Annotated in this window: 17 protein-coding genes; 5 read left to right on the top strand and 12 right to left on the bottom strand. The window is 42.1% G+C overall.

Going from position 1 to position 19331, the window contains the following annotated elements:
- Positions 1–93, top strand: a 93-nt coding sequence (locus AAEU31_RS06180; RefSeq protein WP_421966783.1) for an IS3 family transposase, incomplete at its 5' end; no start/stop codon positions are given.
- 81 nt (positions 94–174) lie between these two features.
- On the opposite strand, the gene der is transcribed toward AAEU31_RS06180, so the two are convergent.
- From der to ndk, 9 genes are all read right to left on the bottom strand, one after another.
- Positions 175–1644 carry a ribosome biogenesis GTPase Der gene (gene der / locus AAEU31_RS06175; RefSeq protein ID WP_421966779.1) on the bottom strand — a complete coding sequence of 490 codons (1470 nt, stop codon included), beginning with the start codon at positions 1642–1644 and terminating at the stop codon, positions 175–177.
- 75 nt (positions 1645–1719) lie between these two features.
- Complete coding sequence (gene bamB / locus AAEU31_RS06170; RefSeq protein ID WP_421966778.1) at positions 1720–2898, bottom strand: outer membrane protein assembly factor BamB; 1179 nt, start codon at positions 2896–2898, stop codon at positions 1720–1722.
- A 9-nt stretch (positions 2899–2907) separates the two neighbouring features.
- Positions 2908–3528 (bottom strand): YfgM family protein, encoded by a 621-nt coding sequence (locus AAEU31_RS06165; RefSeq protein WP_135926786.1) that lies wholly within the window; start codon positions 3526–3528, stop codon positions 2908–2910.
- A 24-nt stretch (positions 3529–3552) separates the two neighbouring features.
- Positions 3553–4827, bottom strand: a complete 1275-nt coding sequence (gene hisS / locus AAEU31_RS06160) for a histidine--tRNA ligase (protein WP_138558258.1) — start codon at positions 4825–4827, stop codon at positions 3553–3555.
- 133 nt (positions 4828–4960) lie between these two features.
- A complete protein-coding gene (gene ispG, locus AAEU31_RS06155; protein ID WP_054553525.1) occupies positions 4961–6079 on the bottom strand; it encodes a flavodoxin-dependent (E)-4-hydroxy-3-methylbut-2-enyl-diphosphate synthase in 1119 nt (372 codons plus the stop codon).
- 5 nt (positions 6080–6084) lie between these two features.
- Positions 6085–6957 (bottom strand): RodZ domain-containing protein, encoded by an 873-nt coding sequence (locus AAEU31_RS06150; protein WP_421966777.1) that lies wholly within the window; start codon positions 6955–6957, stop codon positions 6085–6087.
- Positions 6954–8723, bottom strand: a complete 1770-nt coding sequence (pilW, locus tag AAEU31_RS06145; RefSeq protein ID WP_421966776.1) for a type IV pilus biogenesis/stability protein PilW — start codon at positions 8721–8723, stop codon at positions 6954–6956. The genes AAEU31_RS06150 and pilW overlap by 4 nt, the downstream gene beginning before the upstream one ends.
- Before the next feature lie 114 nt (positions 8724–8837).
- Complete coding sequence (gene rlmN, locus AAEU31_RS06140) at positions 8838–9968, bottom strand: dual-specificity RNA methyltransferase RlmN (protein ID WP_135926790.1); 1131 nt, start codon at positions 9966–9968, stop codon at positions 8838–8840.
- Positions 9969–10138: 170 nt separating this feature from the next.
- The gene (ndk, locus tag AAEU31_RS06135; RefSeq protein WP_036972405.1) at positions 10139–10570 is read right to left on the bottom strand and encodes a nucleoside-diphosphate kinase; all 432 of its coding nucleotides are present in this window, start codon (positions 10568–10570) and stop codon (positions 10139–10141) included.
- Between the two features lie 720 nt (positions 10571–11290).
- On the opposite strand from ndk, the gene AAEU31_RS06130 reads away from it, so the two are divergent.
- From AAEU31_RS06130 to trhP, 4 genes are all read left to right on the top strand, one after another.
- On the top strand, positions 11291–11902 hold the full coding sequence (locus tag AAEU31_RS06130) for a hypothetical protein (RefSeq protein ID WP_199527499.1): 612 nt from the start codon (positions 11291–11293) through the stop codon (positions 11900–11902).
- Entirely contained in the window at positions 11902–14523 is a 2622-nt protein-coding gene (locus AAEU31_RS06125; RefSeq protein ID WP_138558254.1) for a zinc metalloprotease, read from the top strand. Before AAEU31_RS06130 ends, AAEU31_RS06125 begins: the two co-directional genes overlap by 1 nt.
- Before the next feature lie 79 nt (positions 14524–14602).
- Positions 14603–15088 (top strand): hypothetical protein, encoded by a 486-nt coding sequence (locus tag AAEU31_RS06120; RefSeq protein ID WP_199527501.1) that lies wholly within the window; start codon positions 14603–14605, stop codon positions 15086–15088.
- 344 nt (positions 15089–15432) lie between these two features.
- Positions 15433–16818, top strand: coding sequence for a prephenate-dependent tRNA uridine(34) hydroxylase TrhP (trhP, locus tag AAEU31_RS06115; protein WP_135926793.1), 1386 nt, complete (start codon positions 15433–15435; stop codon positions 16816–16818).
- Between the two features lie 101 nt (positions 16819–16919).
- Here the strand turns inward: trhP and AAEU31_RS06110 are convergent, their stop codons facing one another.
- The 3 genes from AAEU31_RS06110 to AAEU31_RS06100 form a co-directional block, all read right to left on the bottom strand.
- On the bottom strand, positions 16920–17840 hold the full coding sequence (locus AAEU31_RS06110; RefSeq protein ID WP_421966775.1) for a DMT family transporter: 921 nt from the start codon (positions 17838–17840) through the stop codon (positions 16920–16922).
- A 98-nt stretch (positions 17841–17938) separates the two neighbouring features.
- Positions 17939–18646 carry a helix-turn-helix domain-containing protein gene (locus AAEU31_RS06105; protein ID WP_421966774.1) on the bottom strand — a complete coding sequence of 236 codons (708 nt, stop codon included), beginning with the start codon at positions 18644–18646 and terminating at the stop codon, positions 17939–17941.
- 62 nt (positions 18647–18708) lie between these two features.
- A complete protein-coding gene (locus AAEU31_RS06100; RefSeq protein ID WP_421966773.1) occupies positions 18709–19311 on the bottom strand; it encodes a LysE family translocator in 603 nt (200 codons plus the stop codon).
- Positions 19312–19331 lie beyond the last annotated feature (20 nt).

Raw genomic sequence — 19331 nt, 5'->3', positions numbered from 1 at the left:
TATATCCACTATTACAACAATGAGCGTATTAAGCTGAAACTAAAAGGCCTGAGTCCGATACAGTATCGAAATCAGGCCTTGGCAACCGCTTAGCAAAGAGTCCAACTTTATGGGGTCACTTCAGTCATACTCACAAGGTTTTTTTTAATACTTTACACTTAGTTTAGCAATTGGCTAAGACTTGTTGCGGTTTTCTTTCGCAAACGCACGGATTTTACGTTTTTGCGATAAGGTCACTTTGTTAGTACGACCAGCATAAGGGTTGTCGCCTTCTCTAAATTCAATTTTGATTGGCGTACCCATGATATTTAATGCTTTGCGATAATAGTTCATTAAGTAGCGTTTATAGCTATCAGGTAAGTCATGAACTTGGTTACCGTGGATCACGATACGTGGTGGGTTATAGCCACCTGCGTGAGCATATTTAAGTTTAACACGACGACCGCGAACAAGTGGCGGTTGGTGATCGGCTTGTGCCATATCCATGATACGACGCAGCATAGCTGTGCTAATACGTTTAGTTGCTGACTCGTAGGCTTCGTCTACTGACTCAAATAAGTGACCAACACCTGTGCCGTGTAAAGCAGAGATAAAATGCAAACGTGCAAAATCGATAAAGCCCAAGCGGCGATCAAGCTCTGACTTAATACGCTCTTTAACGTAATCATCAAGGCCGTCCCACTTATTTACAGCAACAACCAAAGAACGCCCTGCATTTAAAGCAAAACCTAGTAGGCTTAAGTCTTGATCAGAAATACCTTCGCGCGCATCAACCACTAGTAACACGACGTTGGCATCTTCGATTGCTTGTAATGTTTTAATAACTGAGAACTTCTCAACAACATCACTTACTTTTTTACGCTTACGAACACCTGCGGTATCGATAAGGATGTATTCTTTATCGTTACGTGTCATCGGAATATAGATAGAGTCACGGGTGGTACCCGGCATATCGTAAACGATTACACGTTCTTCACCTAAGATACGGTTTGTAAGTGTTGACTTACCAACATTAGGGCGACCGATAATAGCAAGCTTTATAGGCTTGTCAGCAAAGGCTTGCTCGCTGTTTTCGCCTTCTTCATCTTCGCTGTAAAGATCAATTAGTTCGTTATCACTTTCTTCAAGCTCTTCACTTTCGCTTGCAAGTTCAGCAATAACAGGCTGTAAGGTTGTATCAAGGAGTTGCGTGATACCACGGCCGTGAGCCGCTGCAATGTGATGCACTTCACCTAGGCTTAATTGATAGAATTCAGCACAATATGAGTCTGCATCAATACCGTCTACTTTATTTGCTACAACAAAACATTTCTTTTGTTGTTTGCGTAGATGGTTAGCAATCGCTTGGTCGGCAGCAGTCATACCTGCGCGAGCATCAACTAAAAATAACACGATATCGGCTTCTTCAATCGCTAATAGCGACTGCTCAGCCATTTCGGTTTCAATACCTTGCTCAGAGCCGTCAATACCACCCGTGTCTACCACGATAAATTCATAGCCATCGTAGTCAGCTTGGCCATATTTTCTATCTCGTGTTAAGCCTGGAAAGTCGGCTACGAGGGCGTCACGAGTACGTGTTAAACGGTTAAATAATGTGGATTTGCCCACATTGGGTCGCCCAACAAGAGCGATCACGGGAAGCATAAACTACCTCTTAAAAAAACAACAAAAGGCTTCGCCAAGCGAAGCCTTAGAAAAATAACGTTTACTATTAGTAAGTTAGTTTGGGATTTTAACCGCGCTAACTTCACCATCTCGGGTGTATAAAATTAATTTGTCACCGGCAACAACAGGCTCTATAAAGAAGCCTGAGCTGTCAAAGTCTTCGCGCGATACAAGCTCACCCGTTTCTTTGTCTAACCAGTGCAGGTTACCTTCTTGGTCACCCAGTGCTAAATACTTACCAGCCACAGTTGGGCCTGTTAAGTACCAGCCGCGTAGTGCCGGTTGGCTCCAACGCTCAATACCTGATGTCTTATCTAGACCGTAAACAACGCCATCGCTATCAACTACATAGATAGACTGGCTATCCATAGATAAATCACGGTAGCTGCTATATTCACGTTTCCAAACAACATTACCAGAACGAATATCAACAGCGGCTAAATTACCATTATAGGCAATTGCGTAAGCATATGGGCCACTGATCAGTGCTTGAGTATCCACATCAACTAAACGCTCAAATTCAGATGCCCCTTTTGGTGTGGCAATTTCAGCACTCCATGCAGAGTAACCGTTTTCTGAAATTAGTACGCTTAGCTTGCCTGTTTCAAGGCCAAGTAATACACCACCATTTGCGACGGTTGGTGAGCTTTGACCACGCAATGTTAGCGGTGGTACTTCTTGTTCAAAGCGCCAGCGCTCTTCACCTGTATCTGGGTGCACAGCTAATAATTTGCCAGAAGCTAAGTTTACAAAAATTAGGCCATCGCCTGCAGCTGGTTTAGCAAGTACTTCGCCAGGCATTGTTTTGCGCCAAACAATTTCACCGGTTTCGCGATCAAGGGCTGTTAAATAGCCGTGTTCAGAGCCAATATAAATCTTGCCGTAAGCTTGTAAAATACCACCCGATAATTTGGCACTTTCTGTGGTTTCCCAAGGCCAAAAAGATGAATTTTCACGTACGTCTGTTTGCCATAGTGTGTTGCCATTTTCAAGCGATAGCGCTTCAACTAGGCCTTCACGGTTTGCAACATACACCACATCATCGTGTACCGCAGGTGTTAAACGTGAAAAATAGTGTTGAACACCATCACCTATTGATTCTTGCCACACTACGTCCGTTTCAAATTGATTAACAATTTGCGGTAATACAAGTTCTTCTTCGTCATCACTTGACGAACACCCAGTTAGGGTTGCGATACACAGAGCAAGTGTTGCCGCTGTTAACTTTTTCATCTTAACCCCTTACGCCGCTGGGCTAGTTTGTGCTAAGTCATCAAGTTTAATTTGTAATAACGGATTGTTATCAAGGCCACCATTGTCGGCAGCAGCTTGGTATTGACTGCGCGCCTCTGCTTTATCGCCTTGTGCAGCATAAACGTCGCCTTTTAATTCAGCAACTGCAGCGGTGAATGATGCTGGTAGCTGTGCATTCAAGGTTGTTAATGCTTGCTCAAATTGTTTTTGTGCAAGGTGAACACGTGCAAGACGCATTGTTGCCGTTGCTTTTAGCTCTTTATTTTGTTCATTAGTGATGATCCAGTTTAGCTTTTCGCTTGCTGTATCAAGGTCACCTTTCTCTACTGCTTCTTTAGCAGCAACAAAAGCAGCTAATGTGCTATAACTTGATTCGCTATTGTTTTTAATGAAGTTATCCGCATTCTCTAGCACGGCACCACTTTCAACAAGTTGATTGAATGAATCAGATGCATTTTCTGCATTGGTGATTTGGCTTTGGTTATACGCTTTCCACCCGTATAGTCCACCTAAACCAGCTACGATACCAATACCTAGTGCTAAACCGTTTTCACGGAAAAAGCGTTTGATTGCTTCTGCTTGTTGTTCTTCAGTTGAATAAATTTCCATGCTTACCTCTGTTGCTAGCTGGGCTTAAATAAGCTCAGCTAGTAGCGTTTTCGCTTCTTCTAGTTTTAAGGTGACTTGTTCTTTACGCTCACGTAAGTACTTAATTGTCACAACGCCTTGTTCTAATTCATCTTCACCGATAATAACGGCCACGAGTGCATCGCTTTTATCTGCGCGTTTTAACTGTTTTTTAAAGTTGCCGCCGCCAGCGTGAACCATAACACGAAGGCCAGCAACGTCATTGCGTAATTGAGCTGCAATAATTGGCGCTTGAATGCTTGCTTTGTCGCCCATGGCTGCCAAATATACATCAGCACTACGGCGGATGTCACCTACACATTCCAAGGCTTGAAGTAATAACACCAAACGCTCAAGACCCATAGCAAAACCAACTGCAGGGGTTGCTTTACCACCAAGTTGTTCTACTAGTCCATCATAACGGCCACCGGCACAAACAGTGCCTTGTGCGCCTAGGCTATCAGTTACCCATTCAAACACAGTGCGGTTGTAGTAGTCTAAACCACGCACTAGTTTTTCATTAACCGTGTATTCGACGCCAGCAGCGTCTAAACGTTCACATAAATTTGCAAAATGTTCTTTTGATTCAGCGTCTAAGTGCTCTGATAATTTAGGTGCATCAGTCAAAATTGCTTGTACATCAGGGTTTTTACTATCTAAAACGCGTAACGGGTTAGTGTGCATACGACGTTTTGAGTCTTCGTCTAGTACATCTACATGCTGTTCTAAATAGGCAACAAGCGCATCACGGTAGTCAGCACGCGCTTCATTTGAGCCCAGTGAGTTAAGCTCAAGACGAACGTGTTCGCTAATACCAAACTCTTTCCATAATTGGGCTGTCAGCAAAATAACTTCTGCATCGATATCAGCAGTGGCGATGCCGAATGTCTCTAAGCCAAATTGGTGGAATTGACGGTAGCGGCCTTTTTGTGGGCGCTCGTGGCGGAACATCGGACCCATGTACCATAAGCGTTGTTCTTGGTTATACAGTAAACCGTTTTCATTACCTGCACGCACACATACTGCAGTACCTTCAGGGCGAAGTGTTAGGTTATCGCCATTACGGTCAGCAAAGGTATACATTTCTTTTTCTACGATATCAGTCACTTCACCGATAGAGCGCTTGAAAAGGTCGGTTGATTCAACAATTGGAAAACGAATTTCTTGATAACCAAACGATGAAACTGTTTCACGTAAAATGTCTTCTACTTTCTGCCAAATTTGCGTATCGCCTGGCAGACAATCGTTCATACCACGAACTGCCTGAATTTGTTTTGCCACTGATAAATCCTAAATACTGTACTTGCGCTGAAAAAATCGCGCATCAAGAAAAACTAAAAAATTGACCCGCTATTATACCGTTTGGGCGATAAAGGTAAACGGCAAACCTGAGGGTTTGCCGAGTATATGCGAATTATTCAACGATTTTGATGTCGATTGGCGTTTCTTTCTCTTTTTTGGCGATAAAGTCGCGCACATAACCTTCTAGCTGATCAACAATGTTATCGTTATCAATACGTGCTTTTTGACGCTCACCGTTAATGTATAAACCAGAACGGCGGTTAGCTCCTGCAAGACCTATGTCGCTAACGAGTGCTTCGCCTGGACCATTCACCACACAACCAATAACAGACACTGACATAGGCTCAACCACGTCTTCTAGTCGCTCTTCAAGCTGATTCATGGTGCTTACCACATCAAATTCTTGGCGTGAGCAACTCGGGCAGGCAATAAAGTTAATACCGCGTGAGCGAATGCGTAATGATTTTAAAATATCAAAACCCACTTTGATCTCTTGTACCGGATCGGCAGCAAGTGAAACGCGTAGTGTGTCACCAATGCCTTCGGCAAGCAGCATACCTAAGCCAACAGCTGATTTAACAGAGCCCGAACGCATACCACCTGCTTCGGTAATACCTAAATGCAAAGGCTGGTCGATTTCTTTAGCTAGTAGACGATATGCTCCCACCGCTAAAAATACATCAGAGGCTTTTACGGATACTTTAAATTGATCAAAGTCTAAACGCTGTAAGATTTCAACATGGCGCATTGCTGACTCAAGCAAGGCTTCTGGTGTTGGCTCACCGTATTTTTCTTGTAAGTCACGCTCTAATGAACCGCCGTTGACACCAATTCGAATAGGTATATTGTGCTCACGCGCTGAGTCTACAACGGCACGAATACGTTCTTCGCTACCTATGTTACCAGGGTTAATACGCAAACAATCCGCGCCATATTGTGCCACTTTCAACGCAATACGGTAGTCAAAGTGGATGTCGGTCACAAGTGGAATAGTGACTTGCTCTTTAATGCTTTTAAATGCTTCAGCCGCTTCCATGGTCGGCACAGATACGCGCACAATATCGGCACCCGCATCTTGAATAGCTTGAATTTGCGCAACCGTGGCATCGATATCTAAGGTGTTGGTGTTGGTCATCGACTGAACGGCAATTGGTGCACCATCACCAATTGGTACATTACCTACGTTAATACGGGTCGATTTTCTGCGTTTAATAGGAGATTCTGAAAACATTGCGATTACTCTGATAACGGTAAAGTAAATTTGGCTAAGCGATTTTTGGCAAAATGTGAGGTGTCGACGGCTTCACCTTGAAAAGTAATATCAACCACTTGGTGTTTGCCAAGTACAACATTAAACGGCTGAGGACCTGTTACGGTCATCACGTAACCGGCTTTTTTAACTCCAAATGCGATACGATCGCCATTGCCATCGTGAATTTCTACCCAGCTGTCTTCATTGAAGTGCATTACCACAGTGCTGTGCTCCGGGTCTAAATTACTCTGCTCTTCAATAGGCTTTTTAGCTTCAACAACGTTGGCATCATTGGTAGCAGGTTGTGCGTTTTCACTCTCTGGTGGCACTGAACTTGTTGCTGGTTGCGCGTTAAGTTGCTCAGTTTCACTGCTCAACTGTTCTGCTGCAGGTGCAAGTTCACTGGTTTCGAGCTGACTTGGCATTATGGTCGCGGTTTGTTCTTCAAGTGCTGGTGAGCTATTTTGCCACCACCAAAAAACCGATGAGCCAATGATCACTGCTAAGATAAAGTAACTAAACAGCATCAAGCGGTTATCGTTTGCTTCTTTTTCTGTACGACGCGAAAAGCTCTGCATCTTTGACTTTTTAGCTGGCTCAACTTGCTCAGGTAAAAGAGCAAGAATTGCCTGAGTATCAATTTTAAGCTCACGGCAATAGCTTTTAATGTAGCCTCTTACAAACGTAATAGGGCCGAGAAGTTCGTGCTCATCGTTCTCAAGGCGTTGCAGCTGTAAAACGGATAGTTTTAATGCACTGGCAAGTTGCTCAAGGCTCATTCCTGCTTCTTCGCGGCGCTTTTTTAGCGCTTGGCCGAGCGTTTCTTGCGGTTGTTCTAAGTTATTTTCTTCATTCATAATGAGTATGAGTCAGGGTCCACTAATAAGAGTCTATGCCCAGGTTCAAGGGCAACATCTGGGCTCAATTTATTCCAGCGCATTAATTGATCAATTAACACGCCATGCTGGGTGGCTATGCTGTACAACGTATCACCTTCAGTGATCGTGTGATAAATGTTCGGATCATTTAAATACACTTTGGTGCCGTTTTCGACCCGATCCGATTCTTTGAAGCCATTCCACTGCAAAATCTGCTGTAGTTTAACATTGTATCGCACCGAAATGCTAAATAGGTTTTCGCCATTTTGAATAATATGGTAGGGAATATTCAGCGCAGGTACACTTGGGTTTAGCATGGGGAGTTGTACTTGCTCTGCACTCACATTATAGCTAGGTTGGCTTGATGTAGATGAAAACCCAGAGTCGGTACTAAATACGCTTTCATCCTTTTGTGCTTCGTAAAATACCACACTGCCTGAACTGTCCGCTTCGACTTGATTTGATGAAACCGAGGGCTCTGGCTTATAAGCAGATTGTGGTTCACCAAACGAGACAATCGTCACGTCATCATTTTTAGTATTTGGTAAGCTGGCTGAGGCAGTGGTTTGTGGGTTAACGTCAACAGATAGCGCGCTTACTACGGCTGACGTATCGACAGCTTGATTACTATTTTTTGGTGTTGAAGTAACAGTTTTAAAGCCGGTATTTTCAGTTTCAATCTTTGCAGCTGTCTGCTGGCTTTTATTTTCATCAATTGTTGATGGTTCAATACCGTACGCTTGTTGATCATTACTTGATGTTGTTGCTAGCGCTTGCGCAGCTGGTTTTGAGTTAGATTCAGCAGACAGAGCCGTGCTTTGACCTGTTCGTGCCTTTATTTGCGGTACTTTTTTCTTTACGATACGAATTTTTGGCTGCTCTTTACTCACAGCTAAGTTATCACTTGAAATTTGTAGCTCTTCTAACTGAGCTTGACGATATTTTTCGCGTAAAATTTCAAATTCTGAGCGTTTATTTTGGCCTGATGAAATTATCTTTGCTTCGCTCGAACCTGGATAAGTTTGTAAAATGATCCCGGCTGTTTTTTCAGCTTTCTCGATGTGGCCCATTCGCTGTTGAATTAAATAACTGAGCATTAATGCTCTTGGGGTAACACGGCCTGTTGATTCGTACTTTTCTAAAACGCTTTCTGCTTTGTGTAAATCACTTTTAGCGTAATGAAGTCCAGCGAGAGTGATCAGCGATGAAGCGCGTTGTGAACTGTGATTTAAAGCTGATTTTAAGTATTTTTCTGCATTATCAAAGTCATCAAACTCAATTGCGCACAAAGCTAAATTTTCATAACTTTCTGCAACTCGAATATAGCTGGGAATTGCGATAGCTTTTAGAAATTCTTCAGCGGCACGGTCGTATTCGCCAATACCACATAAAAATACACCATAGTTATTTAAGGTGTTTGGATCATTTGGAGCAATTTTTAATGCGCGTTGATAGGCTTTATCGGCGAGTTCTGGTTCATCAACCTGTTGATAATAATAGGCAAGAGAATAATGAACTTCGGGAATATCAGGTGCAAAATCGGCAGCACGTTCTAAGTTGTACTTAGCTTGAGAATTATTGCCTGTTTTTAAGTATTGTAAAGCAAGGGCTATACGGGTGCGCGCCGCACCACTGTTGTTTATTTCTTTTTCAACAACGGGTCTGTTACTGCCGTCGTAGCTATTTTCTGTGACACATCCTGCTAATGCCAATGTACTAACTGTTAGGGCAAGTATAGATCGCATTACCTAATCTCTTCTTTGATTCCGTATGCCTATCTTACCGAAAAGCCTTTGTGTTGCATCTATTATTTTAAAAATAAAAGGTTTAGCACAAAGGCTTTACTTTAAATACTGTGGTTATGCTTGGTGAACATTTACCGCAATTGCGTTATCTTCGCGCATTTTCTTCTTCGCTAAACGCTTAGTGCGGTCAACAACGTCGCCGACTAATTGGCCACAAGCTGCATCAATATCATCACCGCGTGTACGACGCACAATACAGGTAATGCCCGCTGCTTGTAGTACTTTTGAAAAGCGGTCGATGCGGCTGTTACTTGAGCGACCATATTCGTTACCCGGGAATGGGTTAAACGGAATAAGGTTCACTTTTGAAGGCGTCCCTTTTAGTGTTTTAACCAATTCATGTGCTTGATCTGTGCTGTCGTTCACACCTTGCAGCATAACGTATTCGATAGTCACATCTTTATTTGCTTTAGAGCCATCAATATAACGACGGCACGCCGCTAAAAACTCTTCGATTGGGTACTTTTTATTGATTGGTACCAGTACATCACGCAGCTCATTGTTTGGTGCGTGCAGTGAAATAGCCAGCGCTACGTCGATTTTCTCTTTTAATAAGTCAAGCGCAGGCACCACGCCAGATGTACTTAAAGTAACGCGACGTTTTGATAAACCAAAACCCCAATCGTCCATCATAAGCTCCATCGCAGGTACGACGTTTTTAAGGTTAAGCAGAGGCTCACCCATACCCATCATTACCACGTTAGTCACAGGGCGTTTTGTGCTGTCACCGTCTAAACCAATGTCTTTCGCCACGCGCCAAACCTGACCGATGATCTCAGACACAGATAAGTTACGGTTAAAGCCTTGTTGTGCTGTAGAGCAGAACGTACATTCAAGAGCACAACCAACTTGTGATGAAACACATAAAGTTGCACGGTCTTTTTCAGGGATCCAAACAGCTTCGACTTCTTGGCCACCTTTAAGCAATAGGGCGTATTTGATGGTGCCATCACTTGCCACTTGCTTAACAGAGATTTCTGGAGCAACAATTTCGCATTCAGCTTTTAGTTTTTCTTTAAGCTTTTTATTGACGTTGGTCATGTCGTCAAAATTGTCTACACCAAAATGATAAATCCATTTCATCACCTGATCGCCACGGAATGGCTTTTCACCGAACGATACGAATAGCTCACGCATTGCGTCTCGGTTTAAATCTAACAAATTAATCTTTTTTTCAGTGGTCATGAAACAACCTCAATCAGTGACGGTGGTAAGTAGTTTTGGTGCGCGATTGTATATTATTTAATCGACTTAGTCATTAGCTAAACAGATTTACAATAGGCTTAGCTAATGACTAAAAAAGGGCCCGAAAGCCCTTTTTCTTCTGCATCACAGACTTAGCTGTGAACTCGAAATTAACGAGTACGTGGGCAGATTTCTTCGTCAGCGAAGAAGTATGCGATTTCACGTGCAGCTGATTCAACAGCGTCTGAACCGTGAACAGCATTTTCGTCGATGCTGTCTGCGTAGTCAGCACGTAAAGTACCAGCTAGTGCTTCAGCAGGGTTAGTAGCACCCATGATTTCACGGTTTTTAAGTACTGCGTTCTCACCTTCAAGAACAGTAACCATTACTGGACCAGATGTCATGAACTCAACTAAAGCACCGAAGAAAGGACGCTCGCTGTGCTCAGCGTAGAAACCTTCAGCTTTCTCTTTTGAAAGGTGAACCATTTTAGCTGCAACAATTTTAAGACCCGCAGTTTCGAAACGGTTGTAGATTGCACCGATGTGGTTTTTAGCAACTGCATCAGGTTTTACGATTGAAAAAGTACGCTCTAAAGCCATCTTTATGCTCCAATAATTTTGAATATAAAAGGATAAATATTAACGGGCGCGAATTATACGCGCTTTACGTGAAAATTCCTAATTTAATTAAACATTAGCGTGATGGCATTTTTATGAATGTATAAATTTTCCCTAGAGAAGTCATGCAGTCAACCAATAATCGTATGGTAAGTTAATGATACCAAAGTAATTGGTGCATAGTTTGTACTCGATACTCTTACCTTTAATGTCGCTGATGTAGATAAAGATGTTTTGCGAACTCTATGCTAAATGTCAGGCCTGAAGTGCAAAATCAGCACATTATTTTCACTGATATTTACTAAGCAATGACGAGGTGTTTTTTTAGTTTTAGGGCATTCAAATTTTAAAGCTGAAGTTAGCTTTATTTATTTTAAACAAATAATTAACAATTAATGTGCAGTTGTTAATTTTAGGTTCATTTAAGTCTGGGTTTTCTATTCTTTATCATCCTTTTGTTTTTTATTTTCCACTATTAATTAGTGTTTTAACTCTACTTTTTGCATCACTCTTTAATTGGTGGTTAGTAATTAACCTCACATCAAAATGTAACTCAAATGTTAAATTTGAGTGTACAAAACGCTACATGGTTTTACGTGAATTCCGACTTCTATTCAGTCATAAATTAGTAACGGATTGCTTCTTTGTCATGGGCAAAGTTCAGTTCTGAGAAAACAATTCTAATAATTGAAGGAGATATCAATGAAATTACGCAGCGCGTTTACCAAGCTGTCATGTGCTTCGGCCTTTGCTTTAGGCACGATGCTGACACTTTCGCCAGCAGCGAATGCAATGAAATTAAAACAACAAAATTTGCAACAGATGACGGTGGAATCACAAAGCATCATTTCAGGACGCGTAGTTAGTGTTACTGACGGTTTTGATAATAACCGCCCGTACACTGAAGTGACCATTGAAGTTTCGTCTGATGCAAAAGGCAAAGTAAAAGAAGACTCAACTTATACATTTCGCCAGTTTGGTTTGATTAAGCCTCGTTCAATGGGTAATGGCAAAGTTTACTTAGGGGCTACACCTGAGGGATTTTCTAAATGGCGCGAAGGCGAGCAAGTGATTGCTTTTATGTATAAACCAGCATCGATTACAGGCTTTCAAACTACGGTAGGTCTGGCACAAGGTAAGTTTGTTGTACGTAACGGTAAGGTAGAAAATATTTTTGCTAATCAAGGCGTTTTTGAAGGGTTAGACACCAGTAAGTTGTCAGCTGAACAACAGAACCTTTTAACCACACCAGGTGCGGTTGATGTAGGTGTTTTTATGGATTTAGTGGGTAAACTATCTGGAGTGCAACAATAATGAAATTTTCAAGAATCGCAGCAGCATTAGCGCTAGCAACAGTATCAACCGGTGCATTAGCTGGCGGCCCTTTGTATATTCATGAACAAACTATGCAGCCTTACAAATGGGATACTTCAAATGGCAGTATTCCTGTTTGGACCGATGGTGGTCAGCTGATCAAAGACAAAGATGGTAATGATGTTGAAACATTTAGTGTGCTTGAAAAGGGTACCGTATTTAACATTGATGTTACCTTACCTGATGGCACTGTGATCCCAGCGAATACAGAGCTAGACCGTGACTATACTTTTTTAACAGTTGAGCAAGCAAATGCAGTGACAGCGAACGCTGTAAAAGAGTGGTCTGATGTTGAAACATCAACATTTGAGATGTCTATTCAAGGCACAATCTTTGAAAAAACCGGCATTGCTGATGTGACAGCTGAAAATGTAGACCAAATTTATGGCGTTGAAAACGGCTATGGTTTTTGGGTTAACTACGACACCGACGGTGGAATTTTAGAAAACTATTTTGGTGTGCCTCGCAATTCAGTGCTTGGTATTGCATTCCCAGAATGGGCTGATGAAGAAACAGGTGAAATATTAGAAGCCACTGCGTTGATGAATGGCTGGTATGTTGATATTAACGATACTGACGGCACGCAAGTAGGTGGGGTATTTACCCATGAGTTCGGTCATGCGATTAATATGTCTCACTCTCAAGCAAATGGTCATTTAGTGTATATGTCGGCAAGCTATAGTCCGCAATACGATGGTGTGCCTGGTTGTGCTGGTGTAACTAAGTTTACCAGCTCAAGTATGCTAGATTTCTCAGCGATTGAAACAATGTTCCCGTTTATTAATGTTCGCTCAAGCGCAGGTTCTAATCAGCATACCATTAATGTAAAAGACGATATTGTAAACATCTCTGATCTTTACCCAACAGCCGAGTACAAATCACAGTTTGGTAGCATTCAAGGCAAGCTTTTTACAAAAGAAGGCGTTGAGTACTCAGGTATTAACTTGATAGCTCGAAATCTTGATAATCCTTATGAAGATGTGATCAGTCAGCAGTCAGGTAATATGACTCAAGGTCGTATTGGACCTGATGGATCATTTACTATTAATGGTTTAACTCCGGGTGCGCGTTATGCACTTTATACCCAAGAGATTAATGCTGGCGGCTACCCAACTCAGCAAACAAATATTCTTTCAGAAGCAGAGTATTGGAATGAAAATGAAAGTGCGGACCCAAGTACAGATAATGCGTGTGCTTTAACTGAAATTGTTGTTTCAGCAGGCGAGACAAAGCAAGTTGAGATGATCTTTAACGGTTATCAAGACGGTATCCAATATACACCACTTATTTCAGCATTTGTTATGGACCACGCGAAAAATGGTAAGAAGGCGCTAGGAACAACGTCATCAGGTATCCCATTTTTATATGACAGCGCGACTAAGTCATTTGACACATTAGTTAGCCCTGATGGATACGCATTACTGAGCTCTACAAATACTGCGATGAATAAAACTGCAACTAAAGCAGCAATCACCGCACATTTTAATGACAACGGAATTATGCAAGGCGGTATCTGGGATATTAACTCAGGCCACGTATCAATGCTTGAAGACTTGACTGGTAATAGCTGTGCCTTATCTAGCCAGCAAGGTTTTAGCTCGCAAAGCGTTTGGGATATGGATGATGCGGGTAAACTTGTCGTAGGTAATACACGCTTCCCTTATGACGGAACTAACCGCTGTGCAGAAGGTGAAGGCGCTCGTTCTGTCGGTATGCCAACAGTATGGGATGTTAAAACAGGTAAGGCAACACTGTTACCAGGTACTAAGATGGTTGACCGTTCGTATGGTTCAGGTAAAGAAATCGCTCTAGTGGATGGTGATACCGAGATCCGTCGTACAGCATGGGCTCGAGCTGACCGTATATCAGGCAATGGTAAGACTATTACAGGTTCTACAAATGGCTTTACCCAAATTGCTTGGGTAAATGGTGAACTTGTTGATACTCATACTGAGTTTGGTGCGATTGATAACTCAGTTATTTCTGTTGATGGTCGCTATGTCGCGTTTGGTGCAATTGAAAATCGTCGCGCTGTTGGCGTTAAAGTTTGGGACACAGTATCAAATACCACAGAGCAAATTGGTAGCCTGCGTTGGTGTGACAACATTCCAGCGGTAAGCTTTTGGACTAATTACTGTGACCTAGGCTACAGCCATGAAGAGTTAGTTGAATTAGGTTTTGGCTTACCTTCAGTTATGGTACTTGATGCAAACGACGACTTGTCAGTAATTACGGGTCGTGCTGGTAGCCCATTAGCAGGCGGTTTTGTTGGCGCTATTTACCTTAAAGGTATTGGTTGGATGTCAACAGAAGAGTTCTTTGGTAAACAAGGCGTAACCGAAGCAAAAGGTATCTTAACCGATAACATGTTTGGTTTAAGTGCGAATGGCTCTGAGATTATGGCTGGTGTGGCTGGATTAACACTGTCAATCGAAATTGATGCCAATAAAGCATTTGTATGTGATAACGGCCGCGACCGTGAGCTTAGCTTCCCTAAGCAAGTGGTTGAGGCAGTTAAACTAGGTGCTGAATTTGGTCGCTGCGCGCACTTAGATGACTAATCGTTTATTTTGTTAAGCGCATAAGACCCACTGAAAAGTGGGTCTTTATTTTAATTTTTACAGTATCAAAGAGTTTTCAATGTTTAAAAGAATCCCACTCTATGCTGCCGCTTTGTTGTTAAGCTTTACTTCGTTTAATGGATGGGCACAATCAAACCCAACATCAGATAACTACCAAGATAAAAGTGAATTTCCCAGCGAATTAATGACTGTATGGGAATTAGACGCGCCGGCATCGATAGAATATGCGAAAAAGTCAGCAAATTGGAATGACAGCTTCGCCAAACTTATGACTAAGTTAATAGCGACAAATAAAAATGTTAGGTATCAATTTGAGAATAATAGCCTAATAAGCTTTTATAATGACTCTCGGCAACAGCTCGCTATTCACTTAAATAAACAAACTACGCGCTTTTATCTATTTGAGTTTCAGCAAGCAGGCAAGCCCGCTGAGTTGAAAATTGAAAAAGCCGCAGGGGGGCGTATTAATATGCAAGCTGACGGTTTACTTGGCTATCAGTTTTTACTTTGGAAAAAGCGCAGAGAGCGTTTATCAGGAGTTTAAGGTTATAACTTTAATGAGAATAGCTTGTCAGTCGACTTTGCTATAAAGGTGACCATCGTACGGTCACTTTTTGCTTTAGACATCATTTATACATACGCATGCTATGTGATACCAATCCGCAATAATACTTAAACATTTTGAAGCATCAAACCTGTCGCTAACAAGGTTTTATTGCTTCAAAAGAGATCACTTAATTAAGCGTATTGGTATAACCGTGCTGTTGAGTTTTATTGAATCATGATCTAGATCAATAAAATTACTGGGCAGATTATTATACTCCCGCGCTTCATTATCGTATTAATTCATGCAACCGACTTGTACTCGGTTCGATGTATGGAGCTTTCATGTCGTCACCTATTTTGACCCCTCGTCCTTTTACGCCTGAGTTGTTATCACCTGCGGGTAGTTTAAAGAATATGCGTTATGCCTTTGCCTATGGTGCAGATGCTGTTTACGCTGGGCAACCTCGTTATAGTCTTCGTGTTCGAAACAATGAGTTTGACTTAGATAACCTGCAAATCGGTATTAACGAAGCGCACGCGCAAAATAAAAAATTGTATGTGGTGTCGAACATTGCTCCTCACAATGCCAAAGTTAAATCGTACCTACGTGATATTGAGCCAGTCATTGCGATGCAGCCTGATGCACTGATCATGTCTGATCCTGGGCTTATCATGTTAGTGCGTGAAAAATGGCCAGACATGCCGATTCACTTATCTGTGCAAGCGAATGCAGTCAACTATGCCACAGTGAACTTTTGGGCTCAGCAGGGTATTGAGCGAGTTATTTTGTCGCGTGAATTATCGCTTGAAGAAATCGCTGAAATTCGTGAACTATGCCCAAATACAGAACTTGAAGTGTTTGTTCACGGTGCACTATGTATGGCGTACTCTGGCCGTTGTTTGTTATCAGGTTATATTAATAAACGCGATCCAAACCAAGGCACTTGCACTAATGCATGTCGTTGGAATTACGATGTGAAACCCGGCACCGAAAATGAAACCGGCGAAATGGTGCATAAAATCGACCCTAAAGCGGTGATCCCAACACTTGGTGATGGTGCACCAAGTAACGAAGTATTTATGCTTGAAGAGCAAGGCCGTCCTGGCGAGTACATGCCTGCTTTTGAAGACGAGCATGGTACTTACATTATGAACTCAAAAGACTTACGTGCAGTTCAATATGTTGATCAGCTTACAAAAATGGGCGTGCATAGCTTAAAAATTGAAGGCCGAACTAAGTCTTTCTACTATGTTGCTCGTACTGCGCAAGTATATCGTAAAGCCATAGATGATGCGGTTGCTGGTCGCCCATTTGATGCAAACTTATTTAAAACCCTCGAAAACTTAGCACACCGTGGTTATACCGAAGGGTTCTTAAAGCGCCATGCGCATCAAGACTATCAAAACTATGAGTACGGTCATTCGGTATCAGATAAACAGCAGTTTGTGGGTGAGGTATTAGGTCGCAACGATAATGGCTTAGTTGAAATTGATGTAAAAAATAAATTCTGTACTGGTCACTCACTCGAGCTTATGACGCCAAAAGGGAATATCAACTTCAAGCTAGATTTTATGGAAAACAAAAAAGGCGAAGCCATTAGCGATGCAAAAGGCTCAGGCCATATTGTTAAAATTCCTCTGCCAGAAGACATCGATTTAGATCACGCAATTTTGATGCGCAATCTTGATGCTAACCAAGATACTCGTAATCCTTTTAAAACGGCCTAAAGTAAACATGCGCTAAGTGAGTTTAAACTGACTTAGCGCGTTCATTTAATCTATATTATCAAGACATTGTCCTTTTGAGTTTCCTCTCTAATTATTTTAATTCAGGGTATAAGTAAACGTTTCGAGTAGCGCACTAATATTCGTTTAAAATTGACCGTTTGAATGACCAAGCTAACGCTCACTAAGCCAATTCCAAGCCAGCCAATTTGCTGAAATTGCTCATTTAAAATCACAATAGCCAGTATGGTGGCGATGATAGGCTCAAGTAAAGTAATGAGTACGGCTTGGCTGGCCGCGATGGTTTTTAAGCCAATACTAAATAGCCAATAACCTAAAAACATCGGTACTATGGCCATGTAAAGCGCCACGCAGGTGTTGGTAACTGAGGCAAAAAGCGCATCTCCAGTGATCAATAACGAAGGCAAAAGCACACATGCTGCGCCGCCAAATAGGCTTGCCATAGTCGCTCTTGAATGAACGCCGTTGCTAATTAAACGTTTGGCAACCCATGAATAACCTGCATAGGTAAGCCCTGCAATTAAGCCAAGTAAAATGCCGATGTTTTGGCTAAATAGCCCCTTAGCAGCAAGGTTATGTTCTTTGCCTAACGCGATAAAGCCAATACCAATAGCACCAAAGCAAAAGCTGACTAGCCAGCGAGTTGCAATGGGCTTTTTCTCAATTAAGTATTCTAATAAGACGGTAAATAAAGGCGCGCTGGCAATCGAAACAACAGTGCCAATTGCCACACCAGCGCTATTCATCGAGGTATAAAATGCCAGCGGATAAATAGCCACACAAGCTGAACCTAGTAGGGTTAGGCTGTAGTGCTTACGTAGTGTACTCGCATTGTTTATTAGCTGTTTTAGTGAGGTTAAACAAAGTAATACGCCGCCAAATCCCATCGCAAAAGCTCCAATTGCAAAAGGGCTAATGTCTGGCGCAAAGCTTGCGGCCGTGCCTGTTGTGCCCCAAAACACACTGGCAACTAAAACGGCAATGGTCGCGATGGTATGATTCATTGATGATTCGCTTTAAATTTAAGATATCAAAAGCATAATCAAAATCGATGCACAATTTTTGACAAAAAGGACGGTTTTGTTGGCGTTAAAAACTAAAGTTATTTGTTGAATTTGCTCGGTGATAAGCCAAAGTATTTTGAAAAACTACGGCTAAAAGATGATAGATCATTGTAACCAACTAACTCACTAATACGCTGTAACGGGTAGTCGGTATGACTCAGCAAGGCTTGGGCTTTTTCCATTCGTTGTTTAGTTACATAGTGCATGACAGTCAATCCGGTTTGTTGCTTAAACAGCAGTTTAAATTGTGTTGGGCTCAAACAGGCAATGCTGGCAAGGCGCTTGATTTGAAGAGGAGTACTTAGGTGACTTTCAATATAAAGCAAGGCCTCACTAATTCGGCTGTCGACCTTTGGCTGCATAATTTGCTCAGTTAGCAGCAAATTGAAGGTGTTAAACATGGCAAGTTCTAATTCACGATTAACCGCTTGCTCAAGTTGCTTTGCCACAAACTGCAAAAATGCCAAAAGTGATTGATTAATAGCAAACACGCAGCGCTCAGCAGTGACCAGGTTATCAGGTAGCATTGACATATCGGCCACCACAAATCGTGCCTCTGGCATTGCGGTAAACAGGTGTGTTTGCGAGGCTTTGACAACCACGCATTCACCGGGGGCGACCTTACCTTGAAAATCACCCACACTAATAGCAATCACACCTTTTAAGGGCAGTACAAGTTGATGATAGTCATGGCTATGACTAACAGGCTTAGTACTGTATGAGCGGATAGATAGATTGCCTTGCATCGTTTTGTGATAACCATTTTTTGAATAACGCTATTATGCCTGTTTGCTAGGGATGATCAATTTTAGGCCAATAACGGTGTCAGCACATGCTCGTAGGCAATCATTAGCGCGACATAAACCAACAAAACAGCCATCAGTTTATTAAACACATTAAAAATACCCGGCCGTGATACTTGTTTGCCAAGCATTAAGCCCGCTAACGAGTAACTTGTAGGCGCACCAAAGGCAAGAATGGCTAAAATAAGAGACCAAAATACGATTGCAGCGCCGGTAATATCTGCACTTGGGAACTGAATCGTAGCAATTGGCAGAGTAGCCACCAAGGCTTTTGGATTTAATAGCTGCATAAACAGGCCATCGAAAAAGCTAAGTGATGCATCAGCAGACGTATCACTCACCTGTACTTTTGCTTTTGCAACCTTCCAAGCAATGTACAAAATATAGCCGCAACCAATTAAGCTCACATAAGGCAAAAACTGCGGATTGATCACTTGTAAGCCAAGGTAGCCAAGCAGTACAAATAAGATAAACATCGCGCTACCCACGCCGATAAAAAATCCAAGGTGTGAACGAGTTTGTTTATTTAAGCCGCTGCTTAAACCAAGTAAATTGATTGGCCCAGGGGTGTACATAATGCCAATAGCATATGCAAAAATATCTGCCATAACAGCTCCAAATCAGTAAT

The sequence above is a fragment of the Pseudoalteromonas thalassia genome, from assembly GCF_049257215.1.
GTDB classification, from domain to species: Bacteria; Pseudomonadota; Gammaproteobacteria; order Enterobacterales; family Alteromonadaceae; genus Pseudoalteromonas; species Pseudoalteromonas lipolytica_C.
The sequence above is the reverse complement of the archived record's forward strand: the minus strand, read 5'-3'. Positions and strand labels throughout refer to the sequence as shown.

Bases quoted from the DNA above. Each gene is read 5' to 3' on its own strand.
- der (WP_421966779.1), bottom strand. From the start codon at position 1,644: ATGCTTCCCGTGATCGCTCTTGTTGGGCGACCCAATGTGGGCAAATCC.
- bamB (WP_421966778.1), bottom strand. From the start codon at position 2,898: ATGAAAAAGTTAACAGCGGCAACACTTGCTCTGTGTATCGCAACCCTA.
- AAEU31_RS06165 (WP_135926786.1), bottom strand. From the start codon at position 3,528: ATGGAAATTTATTCAACTGAAGAACAACAAGCAGAAGCAATCAAACGC.
- ispG (WP_054553525.1), bottom strand. From the start codon at position 6,079: ATGTTTTCAGAATCTCCTATTAAACGCAGAAAATCGACCCGTATTAAC.
- AAEU31_RS06150 (WP_421966777.1), bottom strand. From the start codon at position 6,957: ATGAATGAAGAAAATAACTTAGAACAACCGCAAGAAACGCTCGGCCAA.
- pilW (WP_421966776.1), bottom strand. From the start codon at position 8,723: ATGCGATCTATACTTGCCCTAACAGTTAGTACATTGGCATTAGCAGGA.
- rlmN (WP_135926790.1), bottom strand. From the start codon at position 9,968: ATGACCACTGAAAAAAAGATTAATTTGTTAGATTTAAACCGAGACGCA.
- ndk (WP_036972405.1), bottom strand. From the start codon at position 10,570: ATGGCTTTAGAGCGTACTTTTTCAATCGTAAAACCTGATGCAGTTGCT.
- AAEU31_RS06130 (WP_199527499.1), top strand. From the start codon at position 11,291: ATGAAATTACGCAGCGCGTTTACCAAGCTGTCATGTGCTTCGGCCTTT.
- AAEU31_RS06125 (WP_138558254.1), top strand. From the start codon at position 11,902: ATGAAATTTTCAAGAATCGCAGCAGCATTAGCGCTAGCAACAGTATCA.
- AAEU31_RS06120 (WP_199527501.1), top strand. From the start codon at position 14,603: ATGTTTAAAAGAATCCCACTCTATGCTGCCGCTTTGTTGTTAAGCTTT.
- trhP (WP_135926793.1), top strand. From the start codon at position 15,433: ATGTCGTCACCTATTTTGACCCCTCGTCCTTTTACGCCTGAGTTGTTA.
- AAEU31_RS06110 (WP_421966775.1), bottom strand. From the start codon at position 17,840: ATGAATCATACCATCGCGACCATTGCCGTTTTAGTTGCCAGTGTGTTT.
- AAEU31_RS06105 (WP_421966774.1), bottom strand. From the start codon at position 18,646: ATGCAAGGCAATCTATCTATCCGCTCATACAGTACTAAGCCTGTTAGT.
- AAEU31_RS06100 (WP_421966773.1), bottom strand. From the start codon at position 19,311: ATGGCAGATATTTTTGCATATGCTATTGGCATTATGTACACCCCTGGG.